Origin of the sequence: Peribacillus sp. NPDC058002 (assembly GCF_042886655.1) — a bacterium.
Taxonomy (GTDB): Bacteria; Bacillota; Bacilli; order Bacillales; family DSM-1321; genus Peribacillus; species Peribacillus aracenensis.
Genome location: NZ_JBHVQU010000074.1, coordinates 1 through 19,936 on the forward strand (window position 1 = coordinate 1; position 19,936 = coordinate 19,936).

Consider the following 19,936-nt stretch of genomic DNA (forward strand, 5'->3'; position numbering starts at 1 on the left):
CCCTATATGGATGTATACACAACTAAACGAGAACCTTCTCGTTTGGTGAATAAGTCGCCATCTATTAATCCATCTTAACAAATGAAGCTACATGGAGGGAGGTTCTGAGCATGAGCCAAAAGCGTGATAAAGGCAATAGTCAAAAGGGAAAAGCTAATAGCAATACAGTAGATCCAGTGATCGCAGCAGAAGACTTGGAAAAAGCAATTAATCCAACTAATAAGCTCCCGCGCAATGCCAAAGGGTAAGTACAATCTCGTGATTTCTTTGCTTTTCCGAAAAGAAACTTGCAGGTAAACGAAAATGAAGAGTCAAGCAATCCACTAACATGAAGGATTAATTGACTCTTCAAAGGTATAATAGACTTTTATTTTAGTCCTTATATTGTTCATTAGGCCTTGAAATTTCTTCTTTACATACTCCATAGCTTAGCAAGAACAGTCTTTTTTAGAAACATACTTAGGAGGTAAAATCCCCCTACGAAAGTGGGAGGATTACAATTTTGGTGGTGCAGGGGAATCCTTGCACCACCTGCCTCGGGGAATGCCGAGAGGCTATTCTACTAAAGAGCGACCCTATTGGTGGTTTTCTACTTATACTGTCATTGGTGAGTGCAATTCTCGTTGCACGGTCGGCCCGGCACCGGATTCAGACCAGTTCCATCTTGACGATTTCCAACGAAACCGCCGCTCCGCCTTGCGAGAAAGTGCCTGTTCCCGTCTCAACAAAGCCCAATTTGCGATAGAAATCCCGCGCCGTGGTTGTGGCTTCTAAGTAGATCCGTGTCTTCCCATTCTTTCGAATGTGCCCGATGACCTTCACCATCAAGGCTTTACCGACTCCTGAACCCGCTGCCGCTCCGGAGACAAAGAGTTTGGTTACCTCGTTGCCCTCCACTTCGACGAAACCAAGGATTTTCCTGTCCGACACGGCGACCCAAAGCTCCCCGTGTTCTATGGCAGGGAGGTACATGTCCGGTTCCCTCCCATCCAGCCACATGTTGATCTGCTCTTCCGTGTATTGCTCTGAGCAGAGGTTGCGGACTGAATGACGGTGAACATTGAAAATCTCTTTGCGGTCCTCAGGGGTGGCAAGGCGTATAGCGAAATCCGTCATGAAATCTCCTCCAACTTACGACTGTAATTTTTGAAAATAAACTTATATTCTTATTCCTAATTATAGGATTAAACCATATATAAATAAAATGAAAGTTTCCTGTCTTACTTTATGGGGTCAGTTCATACCTGCTACTCGACTTATCCTTATTCAGCTAACCTGCCCCGTTAGTTTAAGTGTACTCACTCACAAACTTTAAATTTTCATTCTAAATCTTATGGATGAATTACTTAAAATACCATTTCAATGCATTCGTATACAATATTTTCCCGGTAGCCTTTTCATCAAATAGACGCTGAATCAATTCAATGTCCGCATACTCAAAGTGCCTTTTCGCCCTTGTAGATGGCAAATCCGTTCCGAACATAAGAGCGTCTGGATTAATATCATAAATTGAGTTTAAGGCATTCTCAATATTCAATTCTACACGACCAAAACCAGTGGCTTTAACTCGAATGCCTTTATCCACCAGCTTTAATAAATGAGGTAATCCTTCTTCAGATAATCCTAAATGGTCAATTGATATCGCAGGTAATTTTTCAATAGTTGATGCAATTTCGGGTAACGCTTTTGAATCAATATAAAGCTCGCTATGCCACCCTACTAAATCATAAACTCTCCTAGCAAAGTAATCGAGCTTCGATAAATCTTCTGAACCGCCTCTTTTTATATTAAAACGTAATGCTTTTACCCCATTTTTATTTAAACTTATAATCTCTTCGTCCTTCACCGTAAAAGGTAATTGTGTGACGCCACAAAATGTTGATCCCATTTGTTTAAGTGCCTTCAATAAATATTCTTGGTCAAAGCCTTGGAATGACCCAGATACAATCGCACCACCTAATACATTCAAATCAGCAGTTTCATTTTGATAATCTTCTACAACATAGCTGGGTGGCAAATATCCTTGGTTTTCGATGATTGGAAAATCAAAATCAATAATATGAAAATGTGCATCAAAAATTCTCACTTCAAATCCCCTTTCTTTTCTTTAACATATCAAATATGATACATAAATAAAATCGTGGGTTATTTATACAGATTCATAAGTTTAACTTATGTTACTAACCTGCCCCGTTAGCGCCATAAGAAAAAAGGCTGTGGCAGCAACCCCTGTCCGTTAGTTTATACCCACGCCCCAAAAGGAAAACGTTACGAGAATGGACATATTTTCGAAGAAAAAATGTCCATTCTTTTTGGTAATATAGAGGCAGCTGTTTATAATGAGGCATTTATAACATACGGAGATGATGAAAAAATGACAGGACCCGTTTTGATTTTGACCATTATTTTATCGATATTTAAACTAGTTGTTACCTGCCTTCCAACCGATGTCGTCAATTGGCTTTTGAATAAATTTAAGATGCATCCAACACTTAGTGACGGGGATACCGTGATTACGATGGACGGAAAACGATTGGAAGGGGAAGAGAAGAACCAAGTGATTCAGGATGTTAACCAAGCGATGGTTTTGAAGAAAAATCATATATTTCCAGGAAACGAGTCCTTGTTTTTACTCCCAAAGAGCGGTGTGAAGCCATTGGTCATCGATACGAAAAAAGGCAAAAGAGAGATTCGGTTATTGGTGTTCGTGTACGGCGACCATGTGGATGTCGTAAAACAGGACAAGAAGAAGCTTGTGGCATATAGCATGCGTTCCGAAAGCCTCCAAGACCGTTCGATGATGAAGGGAATGGATGTAAAAGGAGCATAAAAGGAAGAAAAATGAAAAACCACACCGTGATGTGTGGTTTTTTGATAGGGAATTATTTATTTTCTGACTAGACTTCTTCTTCTCTTATGAGGATTCCTTCATTTTTTGCTCGCTCATATTGGTCGCGGTCACCCGTTAGTTATATAGCACACTATAATATTTTCACATTACTCCATATTTCCTCTAATGGCTTTCCATCCAATATTGCCTGTTGTAGTAGCTCCTCCGTTGTACAATACGATTGTAAATCGAATTCATAATCTGAGAGATGCCATTGGTTAGAATGTTCATTAATGTAATAAATGTGGTCTTGAAAAGAAAAACTGACTCTTTTATCAAAACCCAAATCCCTTTAAAAATCTTCATCTGTATAGTTGAGTTTTTCGATAATCATCTCAGCAAATATTCGCATTTTTTAATCCACATTCCAATTTATAATGGAAGCTCAAATTGTCCCTTTTGCTTCTTCTCCAAACTAGCGATATAGGAACGCATCAGCTTCATGGAAAACTGAAAGATCGGGCTTTGAATAAAGGTATATGCAAACGTCATAATAAACACTGGACCTCCAAGGACGAACCCGAATATCAAGATGAGGCTCTCGACAACGATTCTTGCCCGGCTGACCGATAACCCGGTTTTTTCCGAAACGGTTAGCATGAAGCCATCTCGAGGACCTGCCCCGATTCCAGCAGCCACATAAATTCCTCCGCCAATGCCGGATATGATGATACCCATCAACAAGATGAGTAAATTCAACCATAATTGCTCCGTTTCATGAGGAAGAATGTTGAGATGTAAGAAAAAATCCATGATTGGTCCTATTGATAAGGCATTTAGAAAGGTACCAATACTAATATACTTCCTATCAACTACAAAGGCGATCAGCACAAGTACTAAACCACACATGACACTCCACGTCCCAATCGTGAACCCGAACCGCTGGAACAGAGCGACGTTTAAAACTTCCCATGGGTGCAGCCCCAAGGATTGAACATTTACCGCAATCGCATTCCCTAATCCAAATAAAGTTAAACCAAGAAAAAAAATAAAATACCGTAATAGCCTAAATGCCATCTCTTCACCTCTATATCATATATGCATCTACTCTAGATGAAGATGTCTAAAAGAACAAGATGATTAATGAAATTCAGATGTTGTTACCCGGTATTTCAAAAGCAATACTGACGCGCCGTGTGAGAGAATTTGAAGAAGACCAGATAATCACAGAGAAGTATATTTAAAAAGTTCTTCGAAAATGGTTAGACTTAAATTTACAATTTTCAGGATGATAAGTGATCCAGTCGACTTGTTCCCCCTTTTTCGAATTATTACTGATTGTAATCTAAAGCTCAACATGCATTTGTAGCATATCTTCAACTTTATATTCTGCTTGAATGTAGATGAAATTCGAACCTTTTTATAAAGCCTTTATGTTCTCTTGGATGATTCTTACGATAGCTTTAAAATCATATTTGTGATTGACGACATCTACAACAAAACCCTGTTCTTCTTCTATTCCCATTAGCCATTGATAATGATTTAGAAACATAATAAGGGAAGCGAGTGCTGTCCTCTATCAATATGGGGCTACTTGGTATTGAAATAGGTGTTCATATTCTAAACTTGCTAAAATAGCTCCAAAGACTGCAATAACTCATCCGAAAAGAGTCATCCCAGATACTTGTTCTTGTTTGTATTTTGCGGTAGGGTTCAAAATTACTTACACGCTAAGGGCTATTTTATAATATCAAAACGACCATTAAGGGATTACTCATTAAATAAAATGGATTCTTCATTATTTGCATTCCGATCACATTTAAGTTTTAGATGTGAGGGATATTGAGTATTGAAGTTAAGTGAAGTTTCTTAATCCTCGAATTAGAAAGAAATGAATAGTTCAAGGAATCTTTTTACACTGGAACCGTGTTTTCTTAATATTCCATATAAGTGTATCAACACCTTTAGAGAAATGAAAAAGCGGTTTGACTTCAGTAAGGTCAAAATTAAAGGGAGTAAAAAGTGTATTCGTACATATTTCTGCCTCTACTTTTTGTAGCGGCCAAGGACGGTGGTGTATTTCTCCGCAATAGATATTGACTCCATTATCCGTACTATACAAGCAATATCTCTCTGTGAGCCAATGGTCTAAATTTCCTTTTTTAGGAAAGTGGACTACTGGTATTGGAGCGTACTTTGCATTAAATCTAATTGGAGTATTTGTTTTTCCTTTACGAATACTTTGACAATGAAAGGTTTGTCCTTTTTTTTCTAAAGAAATTTGTGCAGAATAATAGGGCAAACGAAACCATTTCTTGGCTATTGTATAGGAGGCCCAGTCCTCAACGTCAAGAGACATAAAAAAGATACCGGGTTTACCATCACATTGAACATATGTCCTTACATTGATTTCTGAAAATTTAGGGGTTAATGATACAGATGACAATCCACGAGGATAAATTCCCTCCATAACGAAGAGAATAACTCCCAACCAGGCATATCCATCAAAGGTGTCAATTTCTAAATGAGGAGGAATATGCGGTCTTAGTATTTCAGCTGGAATAGGCCAATGGATAAACAAGAGATTTCTCCAAGATTGTTGCATAATCCACTTTTTTGAAGGTATTGGCCAAGGACGGTGAGCGTTATCATCTAGTAAGTTCATGAAAAGTATCTCCTTTATATCTACTTAGTTAAGGGCTGAAAAAAGCTCAGAAAATCATTTGATGTGACTTGTATTTTCAATTGCTCTCTGCAATGACTTTCACCCTATAACAAACTTTCCTTTTTTTGGAAACAGCAAGGATATTGAGCTGTTAAATTAATTTGATTATGTGGAGAAGTGAATATGTCGAACATTCTATCTTATTTATCTTTTGTAATGGTTGCAATAATATTTGTCCTATTTTTATTCATGCTTATAGGTTGGCGTTGGATTATGAAACGTTTAGTTAAGAAAATGGGGAAAATCATTTTAACCGACAGCTATCAAGAAAATATTATGGAGTTGATGCCAGGACTAAGGCATATGGGAGTTCAAAATATGCTTGAAAATAGCTTACGTGCAGAAACAGGCGACGTCCTGCATCGACCACTTGGCTCTTCAAAAAAATGGCCGCATTTGGATCCAATTACCTTTATCCCTGCACAAACGACACCATTTCCTATTGATGGTGAAGAAGACGTTGATGTTAAGGTGACCATTGGACCAAAAGCAAAAAAACCAATGAAAATAAAAATTCCTCTTATGATTACAGGGATGGCCTATGGTATTGCACTTAGTGAACAAACAAGGCTATCTTTGGCAGAAGCAGCAAAAAACGTAGGAACCGCGATTAATTCCGGAGAAGGCGGAGTTATACCTGAAGAATTAGATAAAGCAGGAAAATATATTTTACAGTTTTCAAAAACAGAATGGTCAAAGGAAGAAGAGCTTATTAAGCGTGCCGACATGATTGAAATTAAGTTAGGACAAGGCGCACTAGTTGGGATGGGTGGAAAAATTTCACCCGAAAATTTAACAGGTAGGGCTCGTGAAGTGATGGGGCTTAAAGAAAATGAGGATGGAGTCATTTTTGAACATTTTTTTGAAAATCAAACATTGAAAGATATTAAAAATCTTGTTAATGAACTTCGGAGCATAACTGGTGGTGTTCCCATTGGTATAAAAATAGGGGCAGGTGGAAAAATCGAAGATGATATAGATCATTTAATTGAACTCGGTGTTGATTTCATTACGATTGACGGCGGCCAAGCAGCCACACACGGTGCCCCCCCCATTTTATCCGATGACATGGGAATACCAACATTGCATGCAGTTGTCCGGGCTGTTAATCATTTAGAAAAGAGAAAGATGAAGGGACAAATTAGTTTAATTGTATCAGGAGGGCTATTAGTACCTGGGCACTTTTTAAAAGTACTTGCACTCGGTGCTGATGCTGTTTATGTAGGATCTGCCATATTATTTGCTGTCTCACATAGTCAAGCATTGAATGCTCTTCCCTTTGAACCACCTACACAAGTTGTTTGGAATCAAGGTAAATTCAAGGATCAATTTAAGATAGAAGATGGAGTAAAAGCAGCAGAGAAATTCTTTACAGCAAGTATAGAAGAAATGAAAATGGCATTAAGAGCGATGGGGAAACGTTCCTTAAAGGAGTTGTCAAAAAAAGATTTAGTTTCCTATGATGAATTGACTGCTAAAATGATTGGAATTCCCTTTTCATTTGAACCTTGGGAAGACATACAAAAAGAGAAATAATTGAATGTGTATAGATAGCAAATTCAAAATATCCAGATTGATAAACGATCACATGTTATATTTTAGTATGGTAAGTTTGACCTTTAATATTAAAAGGACCACACATTTTTGATATGTCTAATATGTGTGGTCCTTTTACCTATTCGTTAATGTTTGCTTTAATAAAAATTGAACTGAAAAAAACAATCTCACAGAAGTATTATTTTAGGCTTAATTTTTATGATGAAAAAATCGAAAAAAAGAAATTTAAAAACACTTGGATTGGTTAGTGTTGGACTTGGTGCTGCAGCCATTGTAAGTGGCTTGTTACAGATGTAACTCTAGATTTTCAAGACACTCAATCAAAGAAAGGAGTTCAATTTCTTCTGCGAATATTCTCACTGTTTACCCTCACCTTTCGATACTCATTATGGAACTAACCTGCCCCGTCAGTGCCATAAGAAAAAGAGCTGCCAAAGCAACTCTCTTATTGAAGTAAAGCACCACTTAATTGAAGAAAGGTCATCAGTATTATCAAGACTTAAACACCAAATATCACTGTTCCTAAAATCATATATACTAAAGGAAATATTAATAAGACCGAATTTAAAATGATAGCACCAAGTGTCAAAAAATTCTTTTGTATTTTATGTGCTTTTGAAGCGAAGAAAAGACCAATAGGACAAAATACTAAAGGAAAAAATATAGGCAATCCTTGTATCTTCTCGAGTGTAACAATATCAAACAGAAAATTCACAATGAACATTAGAGGAACAAGGAAAAATAAATAAGAAACAATAATAAATGTCTTTCGCACAATAAGCCCCTTTGAAAAGTTATGTTTCTTAGATTCTAACATAAAAAAGGTGTATTTTTGTAAATTTCCCATTCCCTTATGCAACTATCCTGCCCCGTTAGTTAATTAAGGGTACTTTTTCTCTTGAATATGGATGTGCTAACTCACCCGATATTTGAATAAAATTATACAAACTTAAACTTAGATTATTTTAAACTTTAAGAACAACACATAATAGATTTATCAAAAGCATCTTCAGGAATATATATAATTCCATCTTTAATTTTATAAGGTATTCCATTTCCTTTTAATAATTCAGTCGCATTACTGTTGGTTTTTTCTCCCCATTTTATATATTCACCTTTATACTCCCTTTGGCAAGCAGTTATCAAAAGAGAACAAAAGCATAGAAACAAAATTTTCTTTTTCAAAAAATCAAACTCCTTATTATATAATTATAGTTCAAATAATATTTTACCTTAAAATTCCAATTTATCGAGTGCTATTATTGAACAAAACTCCCTATAATTTGAATGTATGATAATGATAAGAATCATACGTTCAAAAGGCCGCCAATTGACGGCCTTCTTATGGCGCTAACGCACCCGTTGGTTCATTAAAGGCTGTCGAGGGTTTCTCAACAGCCTGAGCCAATCACTGAATTAATGATCGGCTTTTTTCTTACCAGAATCTCCAAATAACCAAAGTAAAAGTGAAAGAAATACTCCGAAATAGAATGCGTATGCTAAATTTCCTAACCAATTTATCGTTTGTCCCCTGAAGTATTGCAGACCAGAGCTTGCAAGATACTTGAGTATGATACCCACTATACAAGTAATGAAGAATCTTTTCTTTGTTATTTCCATAAATTCAAACCACTCCTATTCTTTGGCAGGCAATCCAACTAACCTGCCCCTTTAGTTCAACAAGATAAGTTCATTCTATAACTCTAAGGTGACTTTTAAGTTCCTTAAATGGAGTAGTATAGGAGTCTTCATATTTCTTAATATGTTTCTTTAACACAGACCAATTCCTTTCGAGGTATGGATGTATCTGCGTGGTATCAGTAAGACTATACAGTTCAATTAAGAAATAAAGGGTTTCCCATACCAAAAAGTCATCGTCTAACTTAAATAACAACTCAATGTCATTTGGAATGTAGTTAAACGCTTCGTCAGGGGACATATCCTTAGTAATTGATTCAAAAGAATTACTAAAATACCACTCGTCATCATCTAATTTGTCTTCCCATTCCTTATATGTCCAATAACCTTTTATCCGTTTTAATCACGTCCCAAAGTCCAATTTAGCTATACATATTTTATCATTTCTTACTCGATGGAGTCTTTCCTTGGATGTTTAGCTACATAATCCGGCTCCTGAAAAATAAACATATACTGAATAATACTTTTGACCAGATTGGAAAGGAGAAATCAGCTTTGACAAAATATCGAATCATGACCTTTGATGGAGGCGGCACCTTAGGTGCTTTAAGTTTACAACTTTTAAACAGACTGGCTCGGCAAAACCCAAAATTAATTAGTCGAACCAATGTTTTTTCGGGAAATTCAATCGGTTCATTCACTGCCCTTGCGTTAGCAAGTGGAAGATCGCCGAAGGAGACATTCCACTTTTTTAAGGATAAAATCGTGCCGGCATTCAGCGTTTCCCGACCAGGCGGACCTGTTTATAACCAACAATTACCTTATTCTGGTTTCATTAAAGCGGTACAAACATTTTTTCCACCAAATCTTCTCCTCAAAGACTTAAAAAGACGAATTGTTGTCCCTGCATTTCATTTATTTTCACCGGAGCTGAATCGTTGGACTCCTGTGTTATTCCACAACTTTCCTGGCTCTCCCTATTTAAATGAGAAAGCGAGTGATGTAATTCTACGGAGCAGCGGTGCTCCCGCGACGCAACGAGCCTATCAAAACTACGTGGATGGGTATACAGTAACAACTAACCCCAGTACAGCCAGTATCGCGTTTGCAGTGGGGAAAGCCAAACAGCCGTTGGATCAAATTGCGGTATTATCCATTGGAACAGGTGAAGAGCCGACTCAACTAAGAAGAGATACGAAGGGGTGGGGGATGGTAAGTGCAGATAACATACGCCCCGAAAATATGAAGAACCTTCCCCCGAATTGGGGAGTTCTTTTGGATCGATCGCCCAATGAACCATTACTGCCATTTCTTCAGATAGTCGCTAGTGGATCAGGTTACTATGAATCCATGGTCAGTTCTCAGCTTCTGGGAAATCGTTTTTTTCGGTTAAATCCACGGATCCCCAATTTATCCAAAACGGACCCTTCTGTGGTTCCCACTGTCATTTCAATTGCTAACAATACAAATTTACAACCAGCAGTTCAATTTATAGAAAAAAACTGGAATTAATAAAATTATCCCATATATCTGATTGAATTTGGCAGCCAGAACCTAAGCTGTTTTTATTTATTTATTCAGTTCTTCTTCAACTATCCTGCCCCTTTAGTTATGAGAAAAAGCCGCGTTAAAGACCTTAAAAAATCGCGCCCTACTGTGGAACAAGAACCGGTTGACAAAAAACTAATTTTAGGAAGTTTCAACTATATTCTTTTCCGATTTTTACTGGTATAATATGGATGATTTTGTTAATGAGAGGGGAGAAAACGATGAATCAACTTGTATTTAAGCAATTTGAGATGACAAGAGAATATTTCATCAAGAATGTAGAGTCTGTTTCTATAGAACAAACTGATGTGCAGCCAGATGGTTTTAATAACACAATTCATTGGCAGACAGGTCACGTTTTGACAATTACTGAACAAACTATGTTTAATTACCCGCATGTAACAACTCACCTTCCCACGAATTATATAGAATTGTTTGGGAATGGCACAAAACCAGCTGATTGGACAGGGAATATACCTGCCATGGATCAACTTGTTATACAGTTGAAAGATCAATTAACTCGTTTAAAGCAAATTTCTACTGAACAGCTAGAACAAGATTTGGATACACCATTCCTAGGTTGTAAGACTGTTGGAGAACTTGCATGTTTAACATTAATGCATGAAGCGACCCATATGGGGCAAATCCAGGCAATGAAGCGTATAATTGAACATGAAAGTGTTAAAAACTGAATTTAACAAAGTGTTATATTAAAGAAAAAATCAGTCTAACAAAACTGGTTTTTTCTTTTTTCATTTACTCCACTAACTATTCAGTCTTGAACAACCTAAAACTATCCGTTTACTGGACTATCCTGTCCCTTTAATTCCATAAGAAAAAGCCGCCTTAAAGACAGCTCTGATCTTCAGCTAACGCACCCGTTAGTTTAAGTAGATTTCTTCACAAACTTTTTAGTATTTCAGTTAATACAAGAATTCTGCCCCTTTAGTTCCATAAGAAAGTGTTGGGTAGCAACCAAATTGTTAAACTCAAGCATATGTTAATTGATGAAGAAAATGGCAAAATAGAGCTCAAATTTATGATACAAATAAAATAATGAATAACATAAATACTGCCAAACCAAGAAACATTGAAATAAGCTTAATCCACCCTTTTTCTTTAGATATCGTTAATAGCGTAAATATCATTATCATAAAAATCCATTTTGAAACCGTTTCATTTATGTTCAATGAATCTGGCAGGAAAATAATGGTTATGTAAAGCAATAAAGCTGTTACTAAAATGTTAATAATAATCCTTAAAGCCATCAAATAAATCACTTCCTTATCCTTTCAACTAAGGTTGCTAATGAATTACTATATTACCTCTTTTTAAACTAACCTGCCCCTTAAGTGCCATAAGAAAAAGCTGCCTTAAAGTCAGCTCTGATCTTCTGCTAATGTACCTGTTAGTTGAAAAAGGTACTTACTGTATAACTTTAATTATCATAGTTAGAAACATAATAAACAATAAAACTATATGTATCCATACCATACATTTTACGATAAATCCCGCCCAGGCTTTCTTTCGTAAACCATAGTGAAGGACAATAGAACAAACTAAGAGACTGACTATTCCACGAAGGATACTACCATCTACAAAGAATAAAACTACATTTATCAATACGGATATAATAAATAAAATGACATATACCTTATATATCTTTTCTTTTCTTTGTACCTCGTGTTGGAATTGATACATTACTTTTCACCTCGTGTTCCTCATATTCTTGATTAATTGAATTATGCCTTCTTTCACTAACCTGCCCCGTTAGTTCCATTAAAAAAAGCTGCCGCAGCAACCTTGAGTCTTTTACAAGAAGTAGAAATCCCTTTCATTATTTGAATTTGTCAGGTTGTTCTACATAGAACTCTAAATACCCACATTTAGAACAAACATAAGTAGATACTTTGCTGTAAATCGGACTATCCGTGAAAAAACCTCTTTGTTTTTGGTTTATCTGAAATTCTCCTTGAATTCCAGAAATATAAGCCTTCGTAAGTTCGTTGCCGCATTTGCTACAAGTTTCCATTAAATATCATCCCTTATAAGTTATCGTATCGTATCCTACCCGTATATACTCTCTTTTATACGATTCCGAAATTAATAAAGTTTCAATCCTTAGTCAACTATCCTGCCCCGTTAGTGCCATAAGAAAAAGCTGCCTTAAAGACAGCACCGATCTTCTGCTAAAGCACCCGTTAGTTCATTAAGGATTATTGTAGAGTTGACACAAACTGTGCGGTAAATTATTTTATGGAATCTGCAATTTCAACTAATAATTCAGGTGTAATAACGTTAGAAACTTCAGGGTGAACCCTAAAAAGATACTGCCAGCCATTTTTCTCAAAGTAAAAATGATTAATCATCTTGAAATTTGGTGGCTTAGTAATATAACCGGCTTTACTCCCATCTTTCAAGGTAAAGATCTTTGCATTACTATCAAGTTCACTCAATTGTACTTTAGACTTTAAGGGAAAGATTGTAATTCCATAAGGAGAACCATTTTGATTTATATATTCGATTTCAAGAGTGCTATTATTTCTATCCTCATGCTTATTCAACATTCCAACTACATGGGTGAATGGAATCGGAGGAATTTGTACAGGTAAATGAATTTCATGCTTAAAATACATGTTACTTCTTTCTAAGGAATCGTAGACTGATTCGTAACCTAATTCAAAATAAGCTTTTTGCGTTTCAGCATTATCAAAATTGGCATAAGCTCTAGGGGTAATTGTAAAGCACAATGTAGCTATGAGAATCAATTTTTTTATTAGCAAAGTGGCACATCCTTAAATTTGGTCAATATAGTAACAGTATTTTTCACTTATAAACCAAATTTAATTCGTGAGCCGCACATTACTACTACACTACGCTTATGGAACTATCCTGCCCCTTTAGTGCCATAAGAAAAAGCCGCCGCAGCAAGTAAAGACCCGTTAGCTTAAAAACTTTCTCTAAATAAACGGTTTCCAATTAAGGTCTTTTATATCTTTCTCATTTGGCTTTCTTACAAACTCAATACAGCCTTCTTCGCATGCCCCAAACTTAGCGAAGTTTTTTTGTGCTTGGCTTAATGAAACTTCATTAGCCCCGCCTTCGTAATCAGGGTCTCGAAATTGAATACCGTCATCTTCCCAAAAGCATATTTTGCAAATTGCATATGTATCGGTTGGTTCTTCATCTAATGTTTTATATCCACAGCAAGGACAAGTATATTTCATACAATCACCTCGATACTTTTTATGAATTTTACCATGCTTTCTTGTTCAACTAAACTCCCCGATAGTTCCATAAGAAAAAGCTGCCTTAAAGCCAGCTCTGATCTTAAGCTTAAGCATAGTGTCATTAACATCTGTACTGTATTTACAGTGTTTGATGGAATTGAAGTTGCCATCTCTCTCTTAAAATAATCGGTTATAAATGCGAGAGTTCCTAAAATGATTACTATAATCCCTTGCAGAAACGTCCACCGTGAAAACATCAATACATACACACCCTCACTCTATATTCTACGGATAAAAAGCCCCAATAGTTTCATAATATTTCCTTCTAGGACTATCCTGCCCCTTTAGTTCCATAAGAAAAAGCCGCCTTAAAGACAGCTCAGGTCAGCTAACGCACCCGTTAGCCTAATACTGATATTACATATACCAAATCAATTCATTTTGCATTTTCTTCCCTTGTTTGTTTTTCTTTTCTACGACCACCCATTTACCATTTTCCATTGCCACTTGAAGAACTATATTTGTTCCATCGGACCTTTTAAACAGAATATATCCTTGGGTACCCTTAATGAAAGTAACTGGGTCTATCACATTTTTATATGGAGGTTTTATATCAGGATTTAAATCATGAACTATAATGTCAGTTGCAATATCTGAAAGAACTTTGTATTCTTTTTGTTTTTCTGATTTATATTGTAGTTGTTGATAACTATATTTTGAAAAGGATTCCAACCTTAAATTAAATGTTTGCAGTATATCTAAAAGAACGTTCTTGTAAAACTCATTTATTTTCATTTCCTCTTCATCCCCTTCATGAACAAAATTAATCACTTTTACACCAAAAGGGCTTACATCAAAAGTGATTGTTTCTTTGCCATATGGAGGATTATGAGCGTGTTCAAAAGTAATTACTTGAACTGTTACACTAAAACTAAAACTACCTTCACTTTGCCTAATTATCCTTATGATTTTGGCATCAAATAAACCGTACTGTTTATAATAGCCATAATAATTAACTACTTCTTCTGAAATGTATGGGCCAAGTGAAGTCAATAATGCATCATACATTAACTTATTATTTAATTCAGTTTCTGCTGAATTAATCCTATTAGGTTGAGCACTCAATAGTAACAAACTTATGGACAGACCTAAGAAAAGTTTATTCAAGATATAACCTGCCTAATATTTTTTAGGTTTACTGTTCCCATAAGTTTTAAAAATAATTATTTGTATTTTCTTCATGAACTAAACTGCCGTAAAGACAGCTCCAATCATCAGCTAAAGCACCAGATCGTTCTATAAGCTCTAACTATAATTTTATTAAAGTCCTCCATCTAAACCGTCACTTTCATGAAATACCCCTTTTTAATCGATTTCTTCTCTTCCATAAAAAATAAATGAATATTGAAAGGACCAATAAACTCGTAATTATATAAATACTGTATGTTGACATATATTGTTCAACATTGTTCCAATTTTCCCCTAAGATTCTTCCTAATGTGATAAAAGCAAAACTCCATATTAATGCACCCGTATAGGCATAAACAACAAATTTTCTAAATGGGAAGCGATTGACAGATGCTATATACGCCGTAAGGTGCCGTACCCCAGGAATAAAATAACCAAATAATAATAGATAAGGTCCAAATTTCTTGAATAATTTCTTTGTTTTATTAATTTTTTGTTCGGTTATGTGAAGTTTTGGTCCCAACTTTTCTAATAAAGGCAACCCAAATTTATAACCAATGAAGTAGCTAAGCGAAATCCCTCCCGTTGCTCCTACAAAGGCACTTACTATTGAAATTAAGTAAGATAATTTACCCTGAAACACATTGTAACCAATATATGTAAGAAGAACCTCATCGGGTATAGGAAGTCCTACAATACCTCCAATTAAAGCAAATATTATTCCGAAGTACCCGTAATGTTCTAGAAGGTAAGTAACATGATTTTCCACTTTCTCACTCCAACTTTTAGGTAATGTCTAACAATCATTTCTGATTATTCATTTTCAGCAGTTTTTAAATAATAAAAGGCTGTTTTCGCATACTTTGTTGCGATTTAACAAGTAATGCGGTGTGGATTTCCCCTCCAGATGCTCGCTTTCCGCGGGGCGGGTGGTGAGCCTCCTCGGCGTAAACGCCTTTGGGGTCTCACCTGTCCCGCTGCTCCCGCAGGAGTCTCGCACTTGCGCTCCAATCAACCTTAAATCGTTTCGTTTTAAAAACAACAATCTTTACGAAAAGAGCCTAATAAAAAAAGAAAATTCACTCTTCATTAGGGATAATACCTTTAATATTATCCCCAATTTTTGATTTTCTTATTGCACTAAGCTCCCCCGTTAGTTTAAGTACATGCTAAAAAAACTCAATAGATGTGTCTCATATGACTTGTATCAGAACGCTTACCGTTACAGGTTTTCCTGATGCTCCTCCTTTAAGCGCTTATCCTTTTCAGGATGCGTCCTTTAATGGAATAGCTTGAATTTATTTTCATTCTTATAAATTTCACTTATTTTAGTTCAACTAACGCACTCTTTTAGTTTAATTACGCTCATGCGGAAAGTAGTGCATTGCCTTATCAGGTTCGCGGCCTGATTTGGTACTAATAGACGGTTCTAATCATATTCTTATAAGAAAAGGCTGTTTTCTATTTACAAAGTAAAGCGCTGTGGTTGATTTCCCCTCCAGATGCTCGCTTTCCGCGGGGCGGGCGGTGAGCATCCTCGGCGTAAACGCCTGTGGGGTCCCACCTCCCCGCTGCTCCCGCAGGAGTCTCGCACTTCCGCTCCAATCAACCTTAAATCGTTGCATTTTAAAAACAACAATCTTTACGAAAAGAGCCTAAGAAAAACAATAAGAAGGAGTGCAAAGTCATTTGATAAAAGTTAAGGTTGGTTTACGGCCCATTGTAAGCAATATTAATTTACCAACTGTTTTAAAGACAGCTATACTTCCAGGTGACTCAATTGAAAGATTATTTATTGCAACCCAGGTAGGAGAGATCTTTTACATAGGAAACGGAGTTATCAGGACTTTTTTAGATATTCGCCCGCGAATTTTAAAATTAGGTACTTCTGAACAAGGTGTTTCAGGTAGGGGATATGATGAACGGGGATTATTGGGGCTAGCGTTTCATCCAGAATTTTATTATAACGGTCTGTTTTATCTTCATTATTCAGTAGCTGGAACACAAGGTCCAGGGGCCCTTACTGAACATTTTAGGCCTAACCCGTGCGATCCCAAAACTTTAAACCTAAAGTGGATAAATAGAGAAACACAATATGATCATATTAATACAGTTGAAGAATGGATTTTACAATCGAATGGTCAACCTCAAAAACGACGGACATTACTTAACATAAGAAGACCATTTTTTAATCATAATGGTGTCAATAGCTTAAACTTTTCACCTGAAACCGGAAAACTTATTTTAACAACCGGGGATGGTGGGGCAGGCTATGATCCATTTAATTTAAGTCAAGATGATATGGAGATAGCTGGTAAAATAATTGAAATCGATGTAGATAAGAGCATATCCTTCAATAATCCACCCATTGTTACACGTTTTAATGAACTTCCTCTGCCTATTCAGGAAACGCTTACGGTCATTGCAAAAGGGGTGCGCAATATAACAGGCATTTCATTTCAAAGGTTTTATAATCAGTATATCAAATATGCGGGGGGTGTCGGACAGGATTTGGTTGAGTCGATTTTTTCATTCGTTCATTATAAACCAATACCGGTTACTGAGATTGTTCAAGCTTCTTTCATGAATTCTGAAGCTGACAAAGAGGGATTCATTAACTTTGGCTGGCGAGGTTGGGAAGGTGTTTTTCCTACTTCGACTATAAGAGGATGCAATGAAAATAATAATTTGGATGAGAAAACAATTGCTTATTACAATGAAGCAGTAACACTTTCAGCGAGTCGTCTTCAGCCTCTAACCAGTTATTTCCATAAAGATACCAGACCTGATAAGTTTGGAGGAACTGCACTTACAGGAGTGCAAGCCTATATGGGGAATGCAATCCCTGGTTTAACGGGAAGCGTTGTGTTTACCGATCTTGCCCGGAAAGATTCTCAACCCCGGGTTAGAGGGGCTTTAGCTTATACCACCGTAAGACCCAATGGTGAACAAAATGATTTTAGTGTGATACAAACCGATTATGATTTTGGGTCTCAATCAGCCTATTATGTTAGTTTGGGAACGAATATGAATCAAACCAGCTTATATTTGGCGGCTTATGGCTCTATGAAAGTGACTGATTTTAACAAAGGCACTGTTTTTGAAATAGTTCCATGAATCAATACAATACATTTCCACTTAATCTTGATAAATCGCTTATATGGATTTGTAATTAGAACCATGTGATGGAGAATTAATAAATTAGGCTGTTTTCGTATACTTTGTTGCTATTCACCAAGTAATGTTGATTTCCCCTCCAGATGCTCGCTTTCCGCGTGGCGGGCGATGAGCATCCTCGGCATAAACGCCTGTGGGGTCTCACCTATCCCACTGCTCCCGAAAGAGTCTCGCACTTCCACTCCAATCAACCTTAAATCGTTTCGTTTTATAAACAACTACTTTACGAAAAGAGCCTTAAATTCTAATCGTTTTTAGTCTTTTAAAAAGGATTAAAGCAATTTCAACCCATAACCAGCTATAAATGAAGGCAAATAAAAAGCCAAATATAAGAAATGAAAAGGAAACAGAGACGGCCGGACCTAAAACTGGAAAGTGAAAAATAACTATTAAACTCGTAATTCCTAACATTAAAAGAATGGCACCAGTAGCAATAATACTTAACCTCATCTTATAAAAGTGAAAGGATGCCCCTATTCCAAGTCCTAACATTCCTGTTGTAAAAGGAAATGCAATTATTTCCGTTGGCTGTAGGATGAATAACAGCATAATTGTCAGAAAGTAGGACATTGCTCCAAATGGAATGGAAAACATGGAACATAACAGGATAGGTGCTGTGGACAGCGGACTTATACAATATCCTATCCCTGGTACAGCTCCGGCAGCCTGCAGAATGGCAGCCATACAAGAAAGAATGGACACTAAAATGAGCTTCATCGTTTTTTTATGTTTATTGAATATTATTTGAGATAAACGAACCTCATTAGAAATAGGTTTTAAAAAATACACCTTTCCACCTCATTCTAAATGGTTTATACGTTACCTTACATTATATTATATTTACCATTTATTGGAGGTGGAACAATTATTATTAATCCAAGCATCAATATCCCCTGTAATGAAAAATAAGCTTGATAAAAAACCTCGCTAAAACTTAATCGATCATACAAAGTAGAAAAGTCCATTCGCAGAGGGAGTATTTAAAAAAACAAGGCCATATTGGCCCTGCATTTTATTCGGCAATCACTTTCCCAACCATTCCTTCCTGGAAATGGTACCGACATATCAGTTCATATGTACCGGGCTGTTTCGGATTCACGGTAATGTTTTTTTCTTCACCTGGCTGGACCTCAACGTCAATGCCGAGCTTTTCAACGGTGAAGGTGTGCTCTTTAACGCCTTTGTTTTTCAATATCACCGTTGTGGCTGTTCCATTCGGAATGGTGATGGCTTTCGGATTAAAGAAATCATCTTTCAACTCGACCTCAATCGATTTCCTCGTCTCCATAGGCTGATTTACAACACCGGATTCGGCAAATACACCGAGTGAGCCTAGTGTTGTCACAACTACAAACATTGCAAGTACTCCGGCCAATCCTGTTACCCACTTTTTCACAAACATTCGCAATCCCTCCTTTCCTCTATTTTTTTCTAATTCATGAAATATTATTACGATAATTTCGTTGCGTGCTTTCAGATAGTAACTTTTCTATCTGAAACGTTGAAAAGAAAAAGAGCTGTTATATTTGAATAAGTAGTTACCTTTTATTTCTCGTTAATACCCATTGCCATTCAATATCTCGTGCTATCCCTAAAGCCATTTCATTAACTCCTCCAGCTTCATCTTCCTCAAAAGCCACTTATCCAAGTCCTTGTATTTTCCCCTTCATTCTTTCAATGAACGGTGAGAAGTTTCATGGGGATACTTCTGTTGGATATAGCGTATAAGTGCAGTGACAACCTGTGGACCGGATTCCACGAACCTACCTTGTTCAAATGCAGTGAAGTTATCACCGCCTGAAGCTAAATAATTACTAACCGCTACTTCATATTCGTTGTTTGGCTGAATTTCTTGACCCTTCATATCTTTCAGCGCAACAATGCGGTTGCCAATTGGAGCGTTGGGGTCCCAATTATACGTTAAACCAACCGTTTGTATCCTATTTTCATAATCTTTCGCCCACTGCTGTTCTAATGCAAGTTTTATTTGGTCCCCTGTTAAGATTAACTTACTGACACTATGACCCATAGGCAAGTCTGTAT

General features: G+C 36.6%; 21 protein-coding genes. 7 read left to right on the forward strand and 14 right to left on the reverse strand.

Features of this window, described 5'->3' with window-relative positions:
- Window positions 1–110 precede the first annotated feature (110 nt).
- Window positions 111–248, forward strand: coding sequence for a hypothetical protein (locus ACFVSH_RS14240; protein ID WP_169787518.1), 138 nt, complete (start codon window positions 111–113; stop codon window positions 246–248).
- A 400-nt stretch (window positions 249–648) separates the two neighbouring features.
- On the opposite strand, the gene ACFVSH_RS14245 is transcribed toward ACFVSH_RS14240, so the two are convergent.
- Window positions 649–1,116, reverse strand: a complete 468-nt coding sequence (locus ACFVSH_RS14245; protein WP_387602774.1) for a GNAT family N-acetyltransferase — start codon at window positions 1,114–1,116, stop codon at window positions 649–651.
- A 226-nt stretch (window positions 1,117–1,342) separates the two neighbouring features.
- A complete protein-coding gene (locus ACFVSH_RS14250) occupies window positions 1,343–2,086 on the reverse strand; it encodes an amidohydrolase family protein (RefSeq protein ID WP_387706490.1) in 744 nt (247 codons plus the stop codon).
- A 288-nt stretch (window positions 2,087–2,374) separates the two neighbouring features.
- On the opposite strand from ACFVSH_RS14250, the gene ACFVSH_RS14255 reads away from it, so the two are divergent.
- Window positions 2,375–2,830 carry a YfmQ family protein gene (locus ACFVSH_RS14255; RefSeq protein ID WP_387605010.1) on the forward strand — a complete coding sequence of 152 codons (456 nt, stop codon included), beginning with the start codon at window positions 2,375–2,377 and terminating at the stop codon, window positions 2,828–2,830.
- A gap of 432 nt (window positions 2,831–3,262) precedes the next feature.
- Here ACFVSH_RS14255 and ACFVSH_RS14260 read toward each other — a convergent pair whose 3' ends face one another.
- Window positions 3,263–3,907, reverse strand: coding sequence for a YczE/YyaS/YitT family protein (locus ACFVSH_RS14260; RefSeq protein WP_387605003.1), 645 nt, complete (start codon window positions 3,905–3,907; stop codon window positions 3,263–3,265).
- Between the two features lie 77 nt (window positions 3,908–3,984).
- Between ACFVSH_RS14260 and ACFVSH_RS14265 the strand changes: the two genes are divergently transcribed.
- Window positions 3,985–4,074 (forward strand): hypothetical protein, encoded by a 90-nt coding sequence (locus tag ACFVSH_RS14265; RefSeq protein WP_387706516.1) that lies wholly within the window; start codon window positions 3,985–3,987, stop codon window positions 4,072–4,074.
- A 656-nt stretch (window positions 4,075–4,730) separates the two neighbouring features.
- On the opposite strand, the gene ACFVSH_RS14270 is transcribed toward ACFVSH_RS14265, so the two are convergent.
- Entirely contained in the window at window positions 4,731–5,495 is a 765-nt protein-coding gene (locus ACFVSH_RS14270) for a YqjF family protein (RefSeq protein WP_387706492.1), read from the reverse strand.
- Between the two features lie 183 nt (window positions 5,496–5,678).
- Here ACFVSH_RS14270 and ACFVSH_RS14275 point away from each other — a divergent pair, with 183 nt between their 5' ends.
- A complete protein-coding gene (locus ACFVSH_RS14275) occupies window positions 5,679–7,091 on the forward strand; it encodes an FMN-binding glutamate synthase family protein (RefSeq protein ID WP_387706494.1) in 1,413 nt (470 codons plus the stop codon).
- Window positions 7,092–7,611: 520 nt separating this feature from the next.
- On the opposite strand, the gene ACFVSH_RS14280 is transcribed toward ACFVSH_RS14275, so the two are convergent.
- Together ACFVSH_RS14280 and ACFVSH_RS14285 are read right to left on the reverse strand one after the other, a co-directional pair.
- Window positions 7,612–7,971: a hypothetical protein gene (locus ACFVSH_RS14280; protein WP_387706496.1), complete on the reverse strand. Its 360-nt coding sequence runs from the start codon at window positions 7,969–7,971 to the stop codon at window positions 7,612–7,614.
- Window positions 7,972–8,084: 113 nt separating this feature from the next.
- Window positions 8,085–8,297, reverse strand: a complete 213-nt coding sequence (locus ACFVSH_RS14285) for a hypothetical protein (RefSeq protein WP_387706498.1) — start codon at window positions 8,295–8,297, stop codon at window positions 8,085–8,087.
- A gap of 1,008 nt (window positions 8,298–9,305) precedes the next feature.
- On the opposite strand from ACFVSH_RS14285, the gene ACFVSH_RS14290 reads away from it, so the two are divergent.
- Together ACFVSH_RS14290 and ACFVSH_RS14295 are read left to right on the forward strand one after the other, a co-directional pair.
- Window positions 9,306–10,262 (forward strand): patatin-like phospholipase family protein, encoded by a 957-nt coding sequence (locus ACFVSH_RS14290; protein WP_387706500.1) that lies wholly within the window; start codon window positions 9,306–9,308, stop codon window positions 10,260–10,262.
- Window positions 10,263–10,519: 257 nt separating this feature from the next.
- Window positions 10,520–10,990 (forward strand): DinB family protein, encoded by a 471-nt coding sequence (locus ACFVSH_RS14295; RefSeq protein ID WP_387706502.1) that lies wholly within the window; start codon window positions 10,520–10,522, stop codon window positions 10,988–10,990.
- Between the two features lie 1,557 nt (window positions 10,991–12,547).
- On the opposite strand, the gene ACFVSH_RS14300 is transcribed toward ACFVSH_RS14295, so the two are convergent.
- The 4 genes from ACFVSH_RS14300 to ACFVSH_RS14315 form a co-directional block, all read right to left on the reverse strand.
- Window positions 12,548–13,081 carry a hypothetical protein gene (locus tag ACFVSH_RS14300; protein ID WP_387706504.1) on the reverse strand — a complete coding sequence of 178 codons (534 nt, stop codon included), beginning with the start codon at window positions 13,079–13,081 and terminating at the stop codon, window positions 12,548–12,550.
- A 177-nt stretch (window positions 13,082–13,258) separates the two neighbouring features.
- On the reverse strand, window positions 13,259–13,525 hold the full coding sequence (locus tag ACFVSH_RS14305) for a CPCC family cysteine-rich protein (RefSeq protein ID WP_387706506.1): 267 nt from the start codon (window positions 13,523–13,525) through the stop codon (window positions 13,259–13,261).
- A 420-nt stretch (window positions 13,526–13,945) separates the two neighbouring features.
- Window positions 13,946–14,695 carry a DUF3888 domain-containing protein gene (locus tag ACFVSH_RS14310; protein WP_387602657.1) on the reverse strand — a complete coding sequence of 250 codons (750 nt, stop codon included), beginning with the start codon at window positions 14,693–14,695 and terminating at the stop codon, window positions 13,946–13,948.
- A 181-nt stretch (window positions 14,696–14,876) separates the two neighbouring features.
- Window positions 14,877–15,485 carry a DedA family protein gene (locus ACFVSH_RS14315; RefSeq protein ID WP_387602660.1) on the reverse strand — a complete coding sequence of 203 codons (609 nt, stop codon included), beginning with the start codon at window positions 15,483–15,485 and terminating at the stop codon, window positions 14,877–14,879.
- Between the two features lie 920 nt (window positions 15,486–16,405).
- On the opposite strand from ACFVSH_RS14315, the gene ACFVSH_RS14320 reads away from it, so the two are divergent.
- Window positions 16,406–17,833 (forward strand): PQQ-dependent sugar dehydrogenase, encoded by a 1,428-nt coding sequence (locus ACFVSH_RS14320; protein WP_387706508.1) that lies wholly within the window; start codon window positions 16,406–16,408, stop codon window positions 17,831–17,833.
- A 110-nt stretch (window positions 17,834–17,943) separates the two neighbouring features.
- Here the strand turns inward: ACFVSH_RS14320 and ACFVSH_RS14325 are convergent, their stop codons facing one another.
- The 4 genes from ACFVSH_RS14325 to ACFVSH_RS14340 form a co-directional block, all read right to left on the reverse strand.
- The gene (locus ACFVSH_RS14325; protein WP_387602666.1) at window positions 17,944–18,075 is read right to left on the reverse strand and encodes a hypothetical protein; all 132 of its coding nucleotides are present in this window, start codon (window positions 18,073–18,075) and stop codon (window positions 17,944–17,946) included.
- 55 nt (window positions 18,076–18,130) lie between these two features.
- On the reverse strand, window positions 18,131–18,682 hold the full coding sequence (locus ACFVSH_RS14330; RefSeq protein ID WP_387706510.1) for a hypothetical protein: 552 nt from the start codon (window positions 18,680–18,682) through the stop codon (window positions 18,131–18,133).
- A gap of 223 nt (window positions 18,683–18,905) precedes the next feature.
- Window positions 18,906–19,295, reverse strand: a complete 390-nt coding sequence (locus tag ACFVSH_RS14335; protein ID WP_387706512.1) for a cupredoxin domain-containing protein — start codon at window positions 19,293–19,295, stop codon at window positions 18,906–18,908.
- Between the two features lie 264 nt (window positions 19,296–19,559).
- Window positions 19,560–19,936, reverse strand: a 377-nt coding sequence (locus ACFVSH_RS14340; RefSeq protein ID WP_387706514.1) for a 5'-nucleotidase C-terminal domain-containing protein, incomplete at its 5' end; no start/stop codon positions are given.

Excerpts from the sequence above, each read along its gene's own strand:
- ACFVSH_RS14240 (WP_169787518.1), top strand. The coding sequence starts at position 111 with ATGAGCCAAAAGCGTGATAAAGGCAATAGTCAAAAGGGAAAAGCTAAT.
- ACFVSH_RS14245 (WP_387602774.1), bottom strand. The coding sequence starts at position 1,116 with ATGACGGATTTCGCTATACGCCTTGCCACCCCTGAGGACCGCAAAGAG.
- ACFVSH_RS14255 (WP_387605010.1), top strand. The coding sequence starts at position 2,375 with ATGACAGGACCCGTTTTGATTTTGACCATTATTTTATCGATATTTAAA.
- ACFVSH_RS14260 (WP_387605003.1), bottom strand. The coding sequence starts at position 3,907 with ATGGCATTTAGGCTATTACGGTATTTTATTTTTTTTCTTGGTTTAACT.
- ACFVSH_RS14265 (WP_387706516.1), top strand. The coding sequence starts at position 3,985 with ATGTTGTTACCCGGTATTTCAAAAGCAATACTGACGCGCCGTGTGAGA.
- ACFVSH_RS14270 (WP_387706492.1), bottom strand. The coding sequence starts at position 5,495 with ATGAACTTACTAGATGATAACGCTCACCGTCCTTGGCCAATACCTTCA.
- ACFVSH_RS14275 (WP_387706494.1), top strand. The coding sequence starts at position 5,679 with ATGTCGAACATTCTATCTTATTTATCTTTTGTAATGGTTGCAATAATA.
- ACFVSH_RS14295 (WP_387706502.1), top strand. The coding sequence starts at position 10,520 with ATGAATCAACTTGTATTTAAGCAATTTGAGATGACAAGAGAATATTTC.
- ACFVSH_RS14305 (WP_387706506.1), bottom strand. The coding sequence starts at position 13,525 with ATGAAATATACTTGTCCTTGCTGTGGATATAAAACATTAGATGAAGAA.
- ACFVSH_RS14335 (WP_387706512.1), bottom strand. The coding sequence starts at position 19,295 with ATGTTTGTGAAAAAGTGGGTAACAGGATTGGCCGGAGTACTTGCAATG.